General features: G+C 50.6%; 16 protein-coding genes. 7 read left to right on the forward strand and 9 right to left on the reverse strand.

The window, feature by feature from the left end; translation table 11 throughout:
* Positions 1-52: 52 nt before the first annotated feature.
* The 4 genes from galS (at position 53) to mglC (ending at position 4,978) form a co-directional block, all read left to right on the forward strand.
* Positions 53-1,093, forward strand: a complete 1,041-nt coding sequence (gene galS, locus ACJHW7_RS06040) for an HTH-type transcriptional regulator GalS (RefSeq protein WP_000628659.1) — start codon at positions 53-55, stop codon at positions 1,091-1,093.
* Between the two features lie 279 nt (positions 1,094-1,372).
* Complete coding sequence (mglB, locus tag ACJHW7_RS06045) at positions 1,373-2,371, forward strand: galactose/glucose ABC transporter substrate-binding protein MglB (RefSeq protein WP_001036964.1); 999 nt, start codon at positions 1,373-1,375, stop codon at positions 2,369-2,371.
* Between the two features lie 60 nt (positions 2,372-2,431).
* A complete protein-coding gene (mglA, locus tag ACJHW7_RS06050; RefSeq protein ID WP_000255032.1) occupies positions 2,432-3,952 on the forward strand; it encodes a galactose/methyl galactoside ABC transporter ATP-binding protein MglA in 1,521 nt (506 codons plus the stop codon).
* 15 nt (positions 3,953-3,967) lie between these two features.
* A complete protein-coding gene (mglC, locus tag ACJHW7_RS06055; RefSeq protein ID WP_001275118.1) occupies positions 3,968-4,978 on the forward strand; it encodes a galactose/methyl galactoside ABC transporter permease MglC in 1,011 nt (336 codons plus the stop codon).
* Between the two features lie 70 nt (positions 4,979-5,048).
* On the opposite strand, the gene preA is transcribed toward mglC, so the two are convergent.
* From preA to ACJHW7_RS06090, 7 genes are all read right to left on the reverse strand, one after another.
* Positions 5,049-6,284, reverse strand: coding sequence for an NAD-dependent dihydropyrimidine dehydrogenase subunit PreA (preA, locus tag ACJHW7_RS06060; protein WP_000956071.1), 1,236 nt, complete (start codon positions 6,282-6,284; stop codon positions 5,049-5,051).
* A complete protein-coding gene (gene preT / locus ACJHW7_RS06065) occupies positions 6,278-7,516 on the reverse strand; it encodes an NAD-dependent dihydropyrimidine dehydrogenase subunit PreT (RefSeq protein ID WP_001136319.1) in 1,239 nt (412 codons plus the stop codon). Before preT ends, preA begins: the two co-directional genes overlap by 7 nt.
* A gap of 193 nt (positions 7,517-7,709) precedes the next feature.
* Positions 7,710-7,949: a DUF2542 family protein gene (locus tag ACJHW7_RS06070; RefSeq protein WP_000383096.1), complete on the reverse strand. Its 240-nt coding sequence runs from the start codon at positions 7,947-7,949 to the stop codon at positions 7,710-7,712.
* 2 nt (positions 7,950-7,951) lie between these two features.
* On the reverse strand, positions 7,952-8,671 hold the full coding sequence (sanA, locus tag ACJHW7_RS06075; protein WP_000920064.1) for an outer membrane permeability protein SanA: 720 nt from the start codon (positions 8,669-8,671) through the stop codon (positions 7,952-7,954).
* 149 nt (positions 8,672-8,820) lie between these two features.
* The gene (gene cdd, locus ACJHW7_RS06080) at positions 8,821-9,705 is read right to left on the reverse strand and encodes a cytidine deaminase (protein ID WP_000553555.1); all 885 of its coding nucleotides are present in this window, start codon (positions 9,703-9,705) and stop codon (positions 8,821-8,823) included.
* 129 nt (positions 9,706-9,834) lie between these two features.
* Positions 9,835-10,530 carry a CidB/LrgB family autolysis modulator gene (locus ACJHW7_RS06085; RefSeq protein ID WP_000968208.1) on the reverse strand — a complete coding sequence of 232 codons (696 nt, stop codon included), beginning with the start codon at positions 10,528-10,530 and terminating at the stop codon, positions 9,835-9,837.
* The gene (locus ACJHW7_RS06090) at positions 10,527-10,925 is read right to left on the reverse strand and encodes a CidA/LrgA family protein (protein WP_001299855.1); all 399 of its coding nucleotides are present in this window, start codon (positions 10,923-10,925) and stop codon (positions 10,527-10,529) included. Before ACJHW7_RS06090 ends, ACJHW7_RS06085 begins: the two co-directional genes overlap by 4 nt.
* 238 nt (positions 10,926-11,163) lie before the next feature.
* Here ACJHW7_RS06090 and dusC point away from each other — a divergent pair, with 238 nt between their 5' ends.
* Positions 11,164-12,114, forward strand: coding sequence for a tRNA dihydrouridine(16) synthase DusC (gene dusC, locus ACJHW7_RS06095; protein ID WP_001311941.1), 951 nt, complete (start codon positions 11,164-11,166; stop codon positions 12,112-12,114).
* A 387-nt stretch (positions 12,115-12,501) separates the two neighbouring features.
* Here dusC and yohP read toward each other — a convergent pair whose 3' ends face one another.
* Entirely contained in the window at positions 12,502-12,585 is an 84-nt protein-coding gene (gene yohP, locus ACJHW7_RS06100) for a small membrane protein YohP (RefSeq protein WP_000691708.1), read from the reverse strand.
* Between the two features lie 223 nt (positions 12,586-12,808).
* Between yohP and mdtQ the strand changes: the two genes are divergently transcribed.
* Both mdtQ and ACJHW7_RS06110 read left to right on the forward strand, forming a co-directional pair.
* Positions 12,809-14,245, forward strand: a complete 1,437-nt coding sequence (mdtQ, locus tag ACJHW7_RS06105) for a multidrug resistance outer membrane protein MdtQ (RefSeq protein WP_021556979.1) — start codon at positions 12,809-12,811, stop codon at positions 14,243-14,245.
* Positions 14,246-14,297: 52 nt separating this feature from the next.
* On the forward strand, positions 14,298-15,059 hold the full coding sequence (locus ACJHW7_RS06110) for an SDR family oxidoreductase (protein WP_021556978.1): 762 nt from the start codon (positions 14,298-14,300) through the stop codon (positions 15,057-15,059).
* 129 nt (positions 15,060-15,188) lie between these two features.
* Here ACJHW7_RS06110 and ACJHW7_RS06115 read toward each other — a convergent pair whose 3' ends face one another.
* Complete coding sequence (locus ACJHW7_RS06115) at positions 15,189-15,767, reverse strand: DedA family protein (RefSeq protein WP_000365433.1); 579 nt, start codon at positions 15,765-15,767, stop codon at positions 15,189-15,191.
* Between the last annotated feature and the right edge of the window lie 112 nt (positions 15,768-15,879).

Here is a 15,879-nt window from a genome sequence, read left to right on the forward strand (position 1 = left end):
AATAGCCGCCAGCAAGCAGTCATTTACTGCAATCTCATAACAGGTAGTGAATATGATCACCATTCGTGATGTAGCGCGTCAGGCTGGCGTCTCTGTGGCAACGGTTTCCCGGGTGCTCAATAACAGCACGCTGGTCAGTGCCGACACGCGTGAAGCAGTAATGAAAGCCGTGAGTGAGCTGGATTATCGGCCAAACGCCAATGCCCAGGCGCTGGCAACTCAGGTTAGCGACACCATTGGCGTGGTGGTGATGGACGTTTCTGATGCGTTTTTCGGCGCGCTGGTAAAAGCGGTGGATCTGGTCGCCCAGCAGCATCAGAAATACGTGCTAATCGGCAATAGCTATCATGAAGCGGAAAAAGAACGTCACGCCATTGAGGTGTTAATTCGCCAGCGTTGTAATGCATTGATTGTTCACTCAAAAGCATTGAGTGACGATGAACTGGCGCAATTTATGGATAACATTCCCGGTATGGTGTTAATCAACCGCGTTGTGCCGGGGTACGCCCATCGTTGCGTTTGCCTGGATAATCTCAGCGGTGCCCGAATGGCGACGCGCATGTTGCTGAATAACGGTCATCAACGTATTGGTTATCTTTCTTCCAGCCACGGCATTGAAGATGACGCCATGCGTAAAGCAGGCTGGATGAGTGCGTTGAAAGAGCAGGATATTATTCCGCCGGAAAGCTGGATTGGCACTGGTACGCCGGACATGCCGGGCGGTGAGGCGGCGATGGTTGAACTGCTGGGGCGCAATCTACAACTTACCGCTGTATTTGCTTATAACGACAATATGGCTGCTGGCGCACTGACAGCATTAAAAGATAATGGTATTGCGATTCCGTTACATCTCTCAATCATCGGTTTCGATGATATTCCCATCGCCCGTTACACCGACCCGCAATTAACGACCGTGCGTTATCCCATTGCTTCAATGGCTAAATTAGCCACCGAACTGGCCTTGCAGGGGGCAGCAGGCAATATTGATCCTCGTGCCAGCCACTGTTTTATGCCGACGTTAGTGCGTCGTCATTCTGTCGCAACGCGCCAGAATGCGGCGGCGATCACTAACTCAACAAATCAGGCGATGTAACCGCTTTCAATCTGTGAGTGATTTCACAGTATCTTAACAATGTGATAGCTATGATTGCACCGTTTTAACGTTGTAACCCGTATGTAACAGTGAATAATCACTTTCACCGAGGTAATAGCGTCATAACAACAATTAAAGCCGTTTTCTGGAGCGTTACCGGGCATGGAAGAACGAATTTTAAAAAGTGAGCTTCGGCGTTCAGTAACACTTCATTAACTCTACTGCCCCGCCGAGCATTTATCTCAAGCACTACCCTGCATAAGAAAAACCGGAGATACCATGAATAAGAAGGTGTTAACCCTGTCTGCTGTGATGGCCAGCATGTTATTCGGTGCCGCTGCACACGCTGCTGATACTCGCATTGGTGTAACAATCTATAAGTACGACGATAACTTTATGTCTGTGGTGCGCAAGGCTATTGAGCAGGATGCGAAAGCCGCGCCAGATGTTCAGCTGCTGATGAATGATTCTCAGAATGACCAGTCCAAGCAGAACGATCAGATCGACGTATTGCTGGCGAAAGGGGTGAAGGCACTGGCAATCAACCTGGTTGACCCGGCAGCTGCGGGTACGGTGATTGAGAAAGCGCGTGGGCAAAACGTGCCGGTGGTTTTCTTTAACAAAGAACCGTCTCGTAAGGCGCTGGATAGCTACGACAAAGCCTACTACGTTGGCACTGACTCCAAAGAGTCCGGCATTATTCAGGGCGATTTGATTGCTAAACACTGGGCGGCGAATCAGGGTTGGGATCTGAACAAAGACGGTCAGATTCAGTTCGTACTGCTGAAAGGTGAACCGGGCCATCCGGATGCAGAAGCACGTACCACTTACGTGATTAAAGAATTGAACGATAAAGGCATCAAAACTGAACAGTTACAGTTAGATACCGCAATGTGGGACACCGCTCAGGCGAAAGATAAGATGGACGCCTGGCTGTCTGGCCCGAACGCCAACAAAATCGAAGTGGTTATCGCCAACAACGATGCGATGGCAATGGGCGCGGTAGAAGCACTGAAAGCACACAACAAGTCCAGCATTCCGGTGTTTGGCGTCGATGCGCTGCCAGAAGCGCTGGCGCTGGTGAAATCCGGTGCACTGGCGGGCACCGTACTGAACGATGCTAACAACCAGGCGAAAGCGACCTTTGATCTGGCGAAAAACCTGGCCGATGGCAAAGGTGCGGCTGATGGCACCAACTGGAAAATCGACAACAAAGTGGTCCGCGTACCTTATGTTGGCGTAGATAAAGACAACCTGGCTGAATTCAGCAAGAAATAAGACTGATTGGGCGCAGTCGTTTACTGCGCCCTTATTGTATGGCCAACAAGGTAAAATTATATGGTCAGCTCAACGACTCCGTCTTCCGGGGAATACTTGTTGGAAATGAGCGGTATCAACAAGTCCTTTCCTGGTGTTAAGGCACTTGATAACGTTAATTTAAAAGTCCGGCCACATTCTATCCATGCATTAATGGGGGAAAACGGCGCAGGAAAATCAACATTATTAAAATGCCTGTTTGGTATTTATCAAAAAGACTCCGGCACCATTTTATTCCAGGGTAAAGAGATCGATTTCCATTCTGCCAAAGAAGCACTGGAAAATGGTATTTCGATGGTACACCAGGAGTTAAACCTGGTATTACAACGTTCGGTGATGGATAACATGTGGCTGGGGCGATATCCCACCAAAGGCATGTTTGTCGATCAGGACAAAATGTACCGCGAAACCAAAGCGATTTTTGATGAACTGGATATTGATATCGATCCGCGTGCGCGCGTCGGCACATTATCTGTTTCGCAAATGCAGATGATCGAAATCGCCAAAGCGTTTTCCTATAACGCGAAAATTGTAATTATGGATGAACCGACTTCTTCGTTAACCGAAAAAGAGGTCAATCATCTGTTCACTATTATTCGTAAATTAAAAGAGCGCGGCTGCGGTATTGTTTATATCTCGCATAAAATGGAAGAAATCTTCCAGTTATGTGATGAAGTTACCGTATTGCGCGACGGTCAGTGGATCGCCACCGAACCGCTGGCAGGGCTGACGATGGACAAGATTATCGCCATGATGGTTGGGCGTTCTCTTAACCAGCGTTTTCCTGACAAAGAAAACAAGCCGGGCGAAGTCATCCTCGAGGTGCGTAACCTGACGTCACTGCGCCAGCCGTCGATTCGCGATGTCTCGTTTGATCTGCATAAAGGGGAGATCCTCGGTATTGCCGGTCTGGTGGGGGCGAAACGTACCGATATTGTTGAGACGTTATTTGGTATTCGCGAGAAATCGGCTGGCACCATTACGTTGCACGGCAAAAAGATCAATAACCATAATGCCAATGAAGCCATAAACCACGGATTTGCTCTGGTAACTGAGGAGCGCCGCTCAACGGGAATTTATGCCTATCTGGATATCGGTTTTAACTCGTTAATTTCCAATATTCGCAACTACAAAAATAAAGTTGGTTTACTGGATAACTCGCGGATGAAAAGCGATACCCAGTGGGTGATTGATTCGATGCGGGTAAAAACACCGGGGCATCGGACGCAAATTGGTTCGCTCTCAGGTGGTAATCAGCAAAAGGTGATTATTGGGCGCTGGCTACTAACGCAACCGGAAATATTAATGCTCGATGAACCGACGCGCGGTATTGATGTCGGGGCGAAGTTTGAGATCTATCAGTTAATTGCCGAACTGGCGAAGAAAGGCAAAGGGATTATTATTATCTCCTCTGAAATGCCTGAGTTGTTAGGGATAACAGACCGTATTCTGGTCATGAGCAATGGTCTCGTTTCCGGAATTGTCGACACAAAAACAACAACGCAAAACGAAATTCTGCGTCTTGCGTCTTTGCACCTTTAAGATTAGGGGCTTCCCATGAGTGCGTTAAATAAGAAAAGTTTTCTTACTTACCTGAAAGAGGGCGGTATTTACGTCGTTCTTTTAGTTTTGCTGGCGATTATTATTTTCCAGGACCCAACATTTTTAAGTCTGTTGAACTTAAGTAATATTCTCACCCAGTCATCGGTGCGTATTATTATCGCGCTCGGTGTGGCAGGGTTAATTGTCACCCAGGGGACCGACCTTTCTGCGGGGCGTCAAGTAGGGCTGGCGGCAGTGGTGGCAGCGACATTATTGCAGTCCATGGATAACGCCAACAAAGTGTTCCCGGAAATGGCGACGATGCCGATTGCGCTGGTTATTCTGATTGTCTGTGCCATTGGTGCGGTGATCGGTTTGATCAACGGTCTGATTATCGCTTATCTCAACGTGACGCCGTTCATTACCACGCTCGGCACGATGATCATCGTCTATGGCATCAACTCGCTCTATTACGACTTTGTCGGGGCGTCGCCAATTTCTGGTTTTGACAGTGGCTTCTCTACCTTTGCTCAGGGCTTTGTCGCGTTGGGGAGTTTCCGTCTCTCTTACATCACTTTCTACGCGTTGATTGCGGTGGCGTTCGTCTGGGTGTTGTGGAACAAAACCCGCTTCGGTAAGAACATTTTTGCCATTGGCGGTAACCCGGAAGCGGCAAAAGTATCTGGTGTCAATGTCGGCCTGAACCTGCTGATGATCTACGCGTTGTCTGGCGTGTTCTATGCCTTTGGCGGGATGTTAGAAGCCGGACGTATCGGCTCTGCCACCAACAACCTCGGCTTTATGTATGAGCTGGATGCTATCGCGGCGTGCGTGGTAGGCGGTGTATCGTTCAGCGGCGGTGTGGGGACGGTGATTGGTGTGGTTACCGGGGTAATTATTTTTACCGTCATCAACTATGGCCTGACGTATATCGGCGTAAACCCATACTGGCAGTACATCATCAAAGGGGCGATTATTATCTTCGCCGTGGCGCTGGATTCACTGAAATACGCGCGTAAGAAGTGATGTGATTGTGGGTATTGCCGGATGCGCCGCATCCGGCAATCGGTGCCAAATGCCGGATGCGTCTCTGGTTTTACAACGTTACCGGGTGTTCTTTCTCGCCTTTCTTAAACTTCACTTCCCCGAGCTCAATACAACCCACCGGGCAGACGTGACCACAAAGCAGACAACCCACACATTTCTCGGTATTACAATGCGGTGTGCGGGTTTTCTCGCTCCATTCCATCGCCTGGTGACCGCCGTCGTAACAGGAAATATAACAGCGTCCACAGCCAACACATTTATCAAGATTGATACGGGGATAGACAATATAACTGCGGTCTAAATCTTCCGCCGGGACAATATTGTTATTCGCCAGACCTACCATCTCCTGCAACGAATCAAATCCCTGATCGGCGAGATAATGCGACAACCCGCTCGCCATATCTTCCACTATCCGATACCCGTACTGCATAATGCCGGTGGTGACCTGTAACGTTGCTGCGCCGAGCAATAAAAACTCCGCCGCATCCTCCCAGGTTTCAATGCCGCCGATACCGCTGATTGGGAAATCGCGCAGTTCTGGATGGGTGCGCATTTGCTGAATGAAGCGCAGGGCGATCGGTTTTACCGCTTTACCGGAATATCCGGAAATACTCGATTTTCCGTTAACGATCGGCATACCGATTTTCTGATTAAGATCGATATTGGTGATGGATTTAACGGTGTTAATCGCCGCAATGCCATCTGCGCCGCCGCGCTTCGCCGCCAGCGCCACTTCGCACATATCACCGATATTCGGCGTCATCTTCGCCAGCATTGGCAGCGTGGAACCCCGTTTCACTGCCCGACAATATTTTTCTACTAGCTCCGGGCTTTGCCCGACATCGCTACCCATCGCATGAGAAGTCATTTGCGGACAGGAGAAGTTACACTCGATCATATCCGCGCCAGCTTCTTGCACCAGGCGCGCCAGCTCCTCCCATTGCTGCTCATTTTCCCCCATGATCGAAGCGATCAATACTTTGTCCGGGTAATCTTCCTTCAGCCGACGCAGGGCGGCCAGATTCTCTTCCAACGGATGTTCAGCAATCTGCTCCATATTTTTGAAGCCGATAAAACCGGTATCTTCTTTCACCAGATGATCAAAACGCGGCGAGACTTCGTTGGCGATAAAAAAGCCGATCGTTTTAAACACCACACCGCCCCAACCTGTGTCGTAGGCTTTGGCACACATCTCATAGCAGTTGCCTACCGGCGAAGAAGAGAGGCAGAACGGGTTGGGAAACTTCACGCCGCAAAAAGTAATCGAAAGATCTTTCGTTAACATGAGCAAGCTCCCTCTAAATAGTGATGAATCGCCTCGGCGGCTTCTTTCCCGGTTTTCACGGCATAGACCACGGTTTTGTCACCCTCAACAATATCGCCAGCAGCAAAGACTTGCGGATCGCGGGTCTGATAATTTTGTGTTTTGATGGTGTTACGCTGCGGCTCTAACTTCGCAAAGGCATCCAGTCTGGCATGCTGACCGACGGCGAGAATAATTTTATCTGCCGCCATCGTCAGTTCGCCCGATAACCGTACATGCTTAAACGTGACTTTATTGCCTTCCACGGCTACTGGCGTGAATCCATCGATGATCGAAACGCCCAGCTCCCGGGCGCTGGCAAACTCTTTTTCGCTTGCCGGAAACTCATCTAACTCTTCACGCGCTATGCAGGTTACCGCCTGACAGCCGAGAACTTTCAGCGTGCTGGCTACGTCCATCGCGACATCACCGCCGCCGATAATTAATGCGCTTTGTGGAATGCTGATATCGCCTTGCGCCTGTCGTGCACGTAGCAGGAAGTCGACGGCAATCTCAACGTCGCTATGCTCAAACAGCGGTAGCCCGGAACCGCTTGATAACCCCACGGTGACCAGTACCGCGCGGTTTTCCGCTTTCAGTTGCTCCAGGGTGAGTGTTTTACCGATTTCGTTATTGCACTTAATGGTCACGCCCATTTTTTCAATACGGGCGATCTCTGCATCCAGCACTGATTGCGGTAACCGGAATTGCGGAATACCGTTACGCAACCAGCCACCGGGGTGCGCTTCTTTCTCATAAATCGTGACGTCATAACCCTGGTTTGTCAGTGTCACACTGGCCTGCAATCCGGCAGGACCTGCGCCAATAATCGCGACTTTGCCGAGCGTTTTAGTACCAGGCTGATAAATTTCCATCCCGGTTTGTTGTTCAAAATCAGTAACAAAACGCTGTAAGCGGCCGATATCAATGGGAGCATCAACACCGGCACGGGTACAACCGCTTTGGCATAATTTCTCCGTCGGGCACACTCTGGCACAAACGGCACCGAGGGCATTATTTTCGCGAATTGTCTCGGCAGCGCCTTTAAAATTACGAAAGTAGATTGAGCGAATAAATTTCCCCGGATCGGTCTGTGCCGGGCAAGCCTGACTACAGGGAGCGTCGTGACATAATAAACAGCGAGAGGCTTCTTTAATCGCCAGTAAAGGCGTAAAAGCCGGAGTGAGTTCATCCAGATAATTTTGTTGCGGCATGTGATCTTCCTTAATGCTATGAGTAATTAAGGCGAACGCTAAATAAATATTGCGTGCTGATATTAAGGCTATGCGCGTGGGGAAATTTAAACTGTGAAAGGATTCACAAATAGCTGCGGTTCAGAATGTTATATCCGCAGCTTATTGAGTGAAGTAATAATTATTCTCAATAATTAACAGAAAAGAGAAAATATTAACGATAGAAAATAAGATAAACAATCATGCCGATAGATAAAATTCCGAAGCCGATATATGCCACCATATAAGCGAAAAAGAGTCCGGGATTTTTTGCTCGCCAGACATACACCGGTTCCGGTGCATTTTTAACCCGTTTATCAATCGCGCCTGCGCGCCAGCCTTTCCATGCTTCGCGGAAACAAAATATCGGGATAAGGAAAAAAACGGCAACGACAAAAAACTGCTGTACATCCATAACTACTTTCCTTGTTTCTTTTGTAATTCAAGTAACTGTTCGGGTGTGACGGCGGGATACCCCTGCGCATCTTCCGGCACCTGGTGCATAGCCGGAATAGGGACCAGCGGCCCTAAAAAACGCGGTTCACGTTTAAAAATATAAAGGTCAGCCAGCGCACCGAAACGGGCGGCAAATTCACGAATACGTACTGACAGCATATCTTTCGGTGACGGTACGGCATAACACTGAGCCTGAATCCCCATATGCAGCGCAATAAATAATGCCCGCTCACAGTGGAAACGTTGGGTGATAATAATGAAATCATTAGTATCGAAAACTTTGCGTGTACGCACTATGGAATCCAGCGTACGAAAGCCTGCGTAATCGAGAACAATATCTGATGGGTCGACACCAGCAGCGATTAAATCTTTGCGCATGGTCATCGGCTCATTATAACTTTGCAATGCGTTATCGCCGCTCAGTAATAGATAATTTACCTTACCGCTGTTATAGGCATTAATCGCTCCTTGAATGCGGTAGCGATAATACTGATTAATTACGCCAGTACGATAATATTTTGCTGTTCCGAGCACCACACCGACCTGGCGGTAGGGGAGATCCTGCAATTCGTCGTAGATATAAGGCGCGGTTTTCCAGCTCATCCAGCGATCGAGGCCGAGCACAGTCAACAGCAGCAAGCCGATCAGGACTAACAGGCTGAGGAACACGCGCTTTAACATGCAGGAGACTCGATCTAAGGAAAATTTCCATCAGGCTACTTTACCCGCTGGTTTTGCGCAAGAAACGGCAAACTGTTTGCCGGGATTTTCGACACCAGGAGAGGGCTGGCAAGCCGGACAAGGCGTTCACGCCGCATCCGGCACCAGGCTTAAGCGAGAAGCACGCGGTCGATACTGTGACAGCCGAGCGCTTTTAGCGTTGCGGAGGTGGCATCCCACTGAATCAACGGCGCATCGGCTTTTTCTGCCAGAACCGCGCGCTGGATATCCGGGTAATCATAACCCTTGAGATTCAACAGAATTAACGCTCCCTGCAACGGTGGCAGAGTCGGGTTGAATGCGGCGTTTTCAGCGTAGCTGCCGCTGAAAATACGACCGTCTTTACATTCCAGCGCGACACCGCTTGGCGACTTACTGTAAGGCATGTGCGAACGGTTTGCCGCCGCAATCGCCGCCTGAGAAAGCGCATCACCAGTCAGCGCATAGCCGTGATCCTGCTCGTCCATCAGCAGCGTTTTAATCTCCAGATCTTTCGGCCCAAAGGCATCCGGCAGATAGTCACGCAGCGCGTGTGCCTCGCGGCCCGGCAGATGAATACGCAGATCCAGACCGCTGTTCAGTTCATTCATAAACTGACGGCAGTGACCACAAGGCGTGTAGTTAACGGTGATGGCTGCAAGCGCTTTTTCACCACTCAACCAGGCGTGGCTGATCGCGCTTTGTTCGGCATGAACGGTTTGCTGCATTGTCGCACCAATAAATTCCATATTGGCACCAAAATACCAGGTTCCGCTCACACCGCGCGCAATTGCGCCAACATTAAAATTCGACAATGGCGTACGCGCACAGGCCGCCGCCAGCGGAAGTAGTGCGAATGCCAGCGCGTCTTCGTCCAGCCCCGTTGCGCTCTTCAGCGATGAGACTTGCTCCCCGGTCAACAAAGCGGGGAAGTACTTGTCTGCCAGAATAGGTTCCAGTGCAGATTGCAAGTTATCCGCAAGTTGGGCAAAAGCGGTTTGAAAACGTGGATGCATGGCGTTGCCTCATAATCATGTAATGGGATAACAGTTTACGAACCCGTTATGGCTTTATATGTGATCTGAATCTCATTAATTATGCAACGCGTGAAACTTACATCAAAAATGCGCGACGCATCGCAAATTTTAGCCCATTACTGCCAGAATAATCGGGAAAAGGAACGGTGCGATCAGCGAAGTAATTATCCCGCATAACACCAGCGCTAGCGAACTAAATGCACCTTCCTGATAATCCAGCTCGGCGCAGCGCGCTGTACCGAGGGCGTGCGAGGCAGTCCCCATTGCCAGACCGCGCGCAGCTTTGGTACGAATACGCATCGCATTAAGCAATGTATGGCCAAATACCGCGCCGAGGATGCCGACGAAAATCACGCAAACTGCGCTGATTGCCGGAATACCGCCAATACTGCCGCCAACCGCCATTGCAATAGGCGTGGTGACTGATTTCGGCAGGATTGACGCGGCGATTTCCGGTGAAGCGCCCATCAACAATGCCACGGAAGTCCCCGTCACCATCGCAACCACGCTGCCGATAAAACAGATGGTGATGATCGATTTCCAGCGCGCGCGGATCTGGTGTAGCTGCTCATATAAAGGATAGGCCAGCGCGACGACCGCCGGTTGCAGCAGATCGTTTAGCACTTCGCTACCTTTAAAGTAACTGTCGTAAGAGATGCCGGTCAGCATTAAAAAAGGAATGATCACCACCATTGCTACCAGCAACGGGTTAAGCAGGGGAAACTTATACCGTGCCGCTAGTTTGCGGGCGGCAAAAAAGACAATCAACGTCAGCGGTAATGACCACCAGATATTCGCCATCATTCTTCTGATCCTTTCTGACCTACGACTTTACGTTCACCGTGTACCAGTTGCGAACTCCAGCTCACCACCAGAAAAACCACCAGCGTACTGATTGCACAGGAAACCACTACCGGGCCAAACTGTGCGCGGAGCAAATCAAAATATTGCATGACGCCTACGCCAATCGGCACAAACAATAGCGCCATATAGCGAATCAGTACGTAGCACCCCGGATTGACCCATTTCGCCGGAAGAATTTGCAAGGCCAGCAGGACAAACAGGATCAGCATCCCGATGATGCTGCCCGGAATGGTTACCGGTAGCAGGGAAGCAATGAAAATGCCTGCATACAGGCAGGCATAAATCAGGACGAAAGCGCGTAAATATTGCCAGATAATGTTCAGTGTCTTACTCATAATCAACACCCCAGATGAGATGGATTCATCATACAATTAATTCGTAAAACGTGCTACCGATCACATTAAGAAATCAGCGCTTATTTTTTCGCTCCCCGGTATTACGCAATGAGCAGCGAACTCAGGCATACATCAAGCATAGAGAGGGATTGCAGTTTGCAGCAATCCCTCTTTGCAGACCTTTAATCCGCTGACCATAGGCGCTAACATAGCGCCTCATTTTTTTGCGGGTGATGATATGCGTGTGTTACTGGCACCGATGGAGGGTGTGCTTGACTCTCTGGTGCGTGAATTGCTGACCGAAGTTAACGACTACGATCTGTGCATCACCGAGTTTGTCCGCGTGGTGGATCAACTGCTGCCGGTAAAAGTCTTTCATCGCATTTGCCCTGAGTTACAAAACGCCAGCCGGACACCATCCGGTACGCTGGTGCGCGTTCAGTTGTTAGGTCAGTTCCCACAATGGCTGGCAGAGAACGCCGCCCGTGCGGTGGAGTTAGGTTCCTGGGGCGTGGATCTCAATTGCGGCTGCCCGTCGAAAACGGTTAACGGTAGCGGCGGCGGGGCGACGTTACTCAAAGATCCTGAACTCATCTACCAGGGGGCAAAAGCGATGCGTGAAGCTGTACCGGCGCATTTGCCCGTCAGCGTGAAAGTGCGTCTGGGCTGGGACAGCGGTGAGAAGAAATTTGAAATCGCCGATGCGGTTCAACAGGCTGGTGCTACGGAGCTGGTGGTGCATGGACGGACAAAAGAGCAGGGTTACCGCGCGGAGCATATTGACTGGCAGGCGATTGGTGAGATTCGCCAGCGGCTGAATATTCCGGTGATTGCCAACGGTGAAATCTGGGACTGGCAGAGCGCGCAACAATGCATGGCGATCAGCGGCTGCGACGCAGTGATGATTGGTCGCGGGGCGCTCAATATTCCCAACCTGAGCCGGGTGGTAAAATATAACGAACCGCGAATGCCGTGGCCGGAGGTGGTTGCTTTGCTGCAAAAATATACCCGTCTGGAAAAGCAGGGCGATACCGGGTTATATCACGTAGCGCGGATTAAACAGTGGTTGAGTTATTTGCGTAAAGAATACGATGAAGCAACGGAATTATTTCAGCATGTTCGGGTGTTGAATAATTCCCATGATATTGCAAGGGCTATTCAGGCAATTGATATCGATAAGCTGCGATAATAGTGGAATCGCAGTTTATCAGAGACAATGAATCGCTTATTCAGCTTCATCATCTTGTTGCGCTCCTTTCATGAGCTAAGCCACATATTGCCACTGGCGCAAGGAGCGCGCAGGGGGAGGACAATCGCCTCCTCCCCCTGCACCCCCGGGCTCTGGCGAACAAAATCGCCGCTGCGCGGTACCTTCAGCTTATCCCCTTCGGCTACCGGGTCGGGCGCGAGGTAACGTCCTTGTAAGACGCGCCCTCAGCCCACATCCATGTGGGCTGCCCCGGCCTTCGGGGAACGCTTCAGCGATTTTGACGCCACCAACACCGGAGCTGTTTGCAAATCAAGTACACAAAATATCTAGTTCCTGACCTGACAACTTATATGCCATATCTGATTTTTAAAATATCATCTTAAATACGCCAGTCACCACCAGTAGCCCAATCAGGAAAATAATCAATACAGCCCAGAGTATAATTTTCATTGGCGTTCCTTTATTTGTGAGTGCTGAATAAGTATAGGAAAAAACGAAGCCCTTTGCCGTTATCCATAAACGATTAAGATAAATCGGAGAATATCATTCACTTAGTGTATATTTTTCTGGATATGTCGTTTTATTGCTACTGATGTATTGCCACGCGAAACTAAAAAATATATCGCAACACACGGTAATCTCCGCGCACCTTTTCTTACCTGATTATTCCCCCATGAATCGTGATTCCTTTTATCCAGCCATCGCCTGTTTTCCGCTGTTACTGATGCTGGCCGGGTGTGCGCCTATGCATGAAACCCGCCAGGCGTTAAGCCAGCAAACGCCCGCTGCACAAGTTGACACCGCATTACCCACGGCGCTGAAAAATGGTTGGCCAGACAGCCAATGGTGGCTGGAGTATCACGATAATCAACTCACTTCATTAATTAACAATGCACTACAGAACGCACCGGATATGCAGGTGGCTGAACAGCGCATTCAGCTAGCTGAAGCCCAGGCGAAGGCAATTGCCACTCAGGATGGTCCGCAGATCGACTTTTCTGCGGATATGGAGCGGCAAAAAATGTCGGCAGAAGGGCTAATGGGGCCGTTTGCTCTGAACGATCCGGCCGCAGGTACGACCGGTCCGTGGTACACCAACGGAACTTTTGGCTTAACGGCGGGCTGGCATCTCGATATCTGGGGAAAGAATCGGGCGGAGGTTACTGCCCGCCTGGGTACGGTTAAAGCACGGGCGGCGGAACGCGAGCAAACCCGCCAATTGCTGGCTGGCAGCGTAGCCCGCCTGTACTGGGAGTGGCAAACCCAGGCGGCGTTAAACACTGTCTTGCAGCAAATCGAAAAAGAGCAGAACACCATTATCGCGACCGATCGCCAGCTATATCAGAACGGGATTACTTCTTCAGTTGAAGGTGTGGAAACCGATATTAATGCCAGCAAAACCCGGCAGCAGCTCAACGATGTCGCGGGGAAAATGAAAATTATTGAGGCACGGTTAAGCGCACTTACAAATCACCAGACAAAGTCATTGAAGCTTAAACCGGTCGCGTTGCCGAAAGTGGCAAGCCAGCTTCCTGATGAACTGGGGTACTCCTTACTGGCCCGGCGGGCAGATTTGCAGGCGGCGCACTGGTACGTTGAGTCATCGCTAAGCACCATTGATGCGGCAAAAGCGGCATTTTATCCTGACATCAACCTGATGGCCTTCCTGCAACAGGATGCGTTGCATTTAAGCGATCTGTTCCGTCATTCCGCGCAGCAAATGGGCGTTACGGCAGGCCTGACGCTACCCATTTTCGATAGTGGTCGTCTTAACGCCAACCTCGATATCGCAAAAGCCGAAAGCAACTTGTCTATCGCCAGCTACAACAAAGCGGTGGTTGAAGCGGTGAATGACGTGGCGCGGGCAGCCAGTCAGGTTCAGACACTGGCGGAGAAAAACCAGCATCAGGCGCAAATTGAGCGCGATGCCTTGCGTGTGGTAGGTCTTGCGCAGGCCCGCTTTAACGCGGGCATCATTGCTGGTTCCCGCGTCAGCGAAGCCAGAATCCCCGCGCTGCGTGAGCGGGCCAATGGCCTGTTATTGCAAGGGCAGTGGCTGGATGCCTCCATTCAACTCACTGGTGCGTTGGGCGGGGGTTACAAACGCTGATGATATGTGACTTCTATACTTAACGTTTATTCAGCGTTAAGTGGAGAACTCGATGGCACAGGTAGCGATTATTACCGCCTCCGATTCGGGGATCGGCAAAGAGTGCGCGTTATTACTGGCGCAGCAAGGGTTTGATATTGGCATTACCTGGCACTCAGATGAAGAAGGGGCAAAAGATACCGCGCGTGAGGTAGTTAGCCACGGCGTACGTGCGGAGATTGTGCAGCTGGATCTCGGTAAACTGCCAGAAGGTGCGCAGGCGCTGGAGAAACTCATTCAACGGCTGGGGCGTATTGATGTGCTGGTGAATAATGCGGGCGCAATGACCAAAGCGCCGTTTCTTGATATGGCTTTCTATGAGTGGCGCAAGATTTTTACCGTTGATGTCGATGGTGCATTTTTATGCTCGCAAATTGCTGCCCGCCAGATGGTGAAACAAGGGCAGGGTGGTCGCATCATCAACATTACGTCGGTACATGAACATACGCCGCTGCCGGATGCCAGCGGCTACACAGCCGCTAAACATGCGCTCGGTGGGTTAACCAAAGCAATGGCGCTGGAGTTGGTCAGGCATAAGATTTTGGTGAACGCAGTCGCACCTGGGGCGATCGCTACGCCAATGAACGGCATGGATGATAGCGACGTGAAGCCCGACGCGGAGCCTTCGATTCCTCTGCGGCGTTTTGGCGCAACGCATGAGATTGCCAGCCTGGTGGCGTGGCTTTGTTCGGAGGGTGCAAATTACACCACCGGGCAGTCGTTGATAGTGGATGGCGGCTTTATGTTGGCGAATCCGCAGTTCAACCCAGAATAGCGCAGTGAGGTGCGTGGTTATTTCAATGGGTAAAATTTTGGTAGACATGATAAGACGCACAAGCGCCGCATCAGGCATGGTGCACCGGATGTCGGATGCGGTACGCACGCCTTATCCAGAGCAATGTTTTTACGCCTGATTATCCGGCTTTTTCTTCCCGCGCCGTTTCAGCCACCAGCGCACGCCTACCACCAGAACCACGACCAGAATCAACCAGACCCAGTGCTTCAAATGCTGGTCGAGATTGTGCAACCACGGCGCAATCACCTGACCACCAGCGTAACCGATAGTGGTAAAAATCAACGCCCAGGCAAATGCGCCGAGAATATTCAGCGGCAGAAAGATTTTCGGCGGCAGCTGGCTGGCACCAATCAGCGTCGGGCCAATCACCCGAAAGCCATACATAAAGCGCGTACCAATGACAAACAGATACGGATGGCGTTGGATCAGTTTCTGCGCCCGCTCAATTTTATCCTGATGTTTCGAGAAACGGCGTAACAGCTTGCCGCCAAACCGCCGCCCGCACAGATAGAGCACCTGGTCGCCAATCATGCCGCCAAGCGCTACAGAAAGTACCACCAGCGGGAACTTTAATAGCCCCTGATGCGCCGCAACGCCTCCCAGCAAAGTCACGGTTTCACCTTCCGCCAGGCTACCGATCACCAGCGCGGCATAACCATATTGTGAGATGAGTGTATTGAGATCCATAGGCCAGTCTGTCTCCCTTTGGTTGCCTGTAAGCATACACCCTGGAAATCATTCACGCTGAAAAAGGACGTACATCAGACGGTGCAAATTACATGAGCGAACAAAAAATAAT

The sequence above is a fragment of the Escherichia sp. WS1152 genome (genome assembly GCF_046487665.1).
Classification (GTDB): Bacteria; Pseudomonadota; Gammaproteobacteria; order Enterobacterales; family Enterobacteriaceae; genus Escherichia; species Escherichia coli.

Coding starts and splice junctions, on each gene's coding strand:
- mglC (WP_001275118.1), top strand. CDS start 3,968: ATGAGTGCGTTAAATAAGAAAAGTTTTCTTACTTACCTGAAAGAGGGC.
- dusC (WP_001311941.1), top strand. CDS start 11,164: ATGCGTGTGTTACTGGCACCGATGGAGGGTGTGCTTGACTCTCTGGTG.
- ACJHW7_RS06090 (WP_001299855.1), bottom strand. CDS start 10,925: ATGAGTAAGACACTGAACATTATCTGGCAATATTTACGCGCTTTCGTC.
- ACJHW7_RS06070 (WP_000383096.1), bottom strand. CDS start 7,949: ATGGATGTACAGCAGTTTTTTGTCGTTGCCGTTTTTTTCCTTATCCCG.
- preT (WP_001136319.1), bottom strand. CDS start 7,516: ATGCCGCAACAAAATTATCTGGATGAACTCACTCCGGCTTTTACGCCT.
- sanA (WP_000920064.1), bottom strand. CDS start 8,671: ATGTTAAAGCGCGTGTTCCTCAGCCTGTTAGTCCTGATCGGCTTGCTG.
- ACJHW7_RS06115 (WP_000365433.1), bottom strand. CDS start 15,767: ATGGATCTCAATACACTCATCTCACAATATGGTTATGCCGCGCTGGTG.
- mglA (WP_000255032.1), top strand. CDS start 2,432: ATGGTCAGCTCAACGACTCCGTCTTCCGGGGAATACTTGTTGGAAATG.
- mdtQ (WP_021556979.1), top strand. CDS start 12,809: ATGAATCGTGATTCCTTTTATCCAGCCATCGCCTGTTTTCCGCTGTTA.
- preA (WP_000956071.1), bottom strand. CDS start 6,284: ATGTTAACGAAAGATCTTTCGATTACTTTTTGCGGCGTGAAGTTTCCC.
- mglB (WP_001036964.1), top strand. CDS start 1,373: ATGAATAAGAAGGTGTTAACCCTGTCTGCTGTGATGGCCAGCATGTTA.
- ACJHW7_RS06110 (WP_021556978.1), top strand. CDS start 14,298: ATGGCACAGGTAGCGATTATTACCGCCTCCGATTCGGGGATCGGCAAA.
- galS (WP_000628659.1), top strand. CDS start 53: ATGATCACCATTCGTGATGTAGCGCGTCAGGCTGGCGTCTCTGTGGCA.
- cdd (WP_000553555.1), bottom strand. CDS start 9,705: ATGCATCCACGTTTTCAAACCGCTTTTGCCCAACTTGCGGATAACTTG.
- yohP (WP_000691708.1), bottom strand. CDS start 12,585: ATGAAAATTATACTCTGGGCTGTATTGATTATTTTCCTGATTGGGCTA.
- ACJHW7_RS06085 (WP_000968208.1), bottom strand. CDS start 10,530: ATGATGGCGAATATCTGGTGGTCATTACCGCTGACGTTGATTGTCTTT.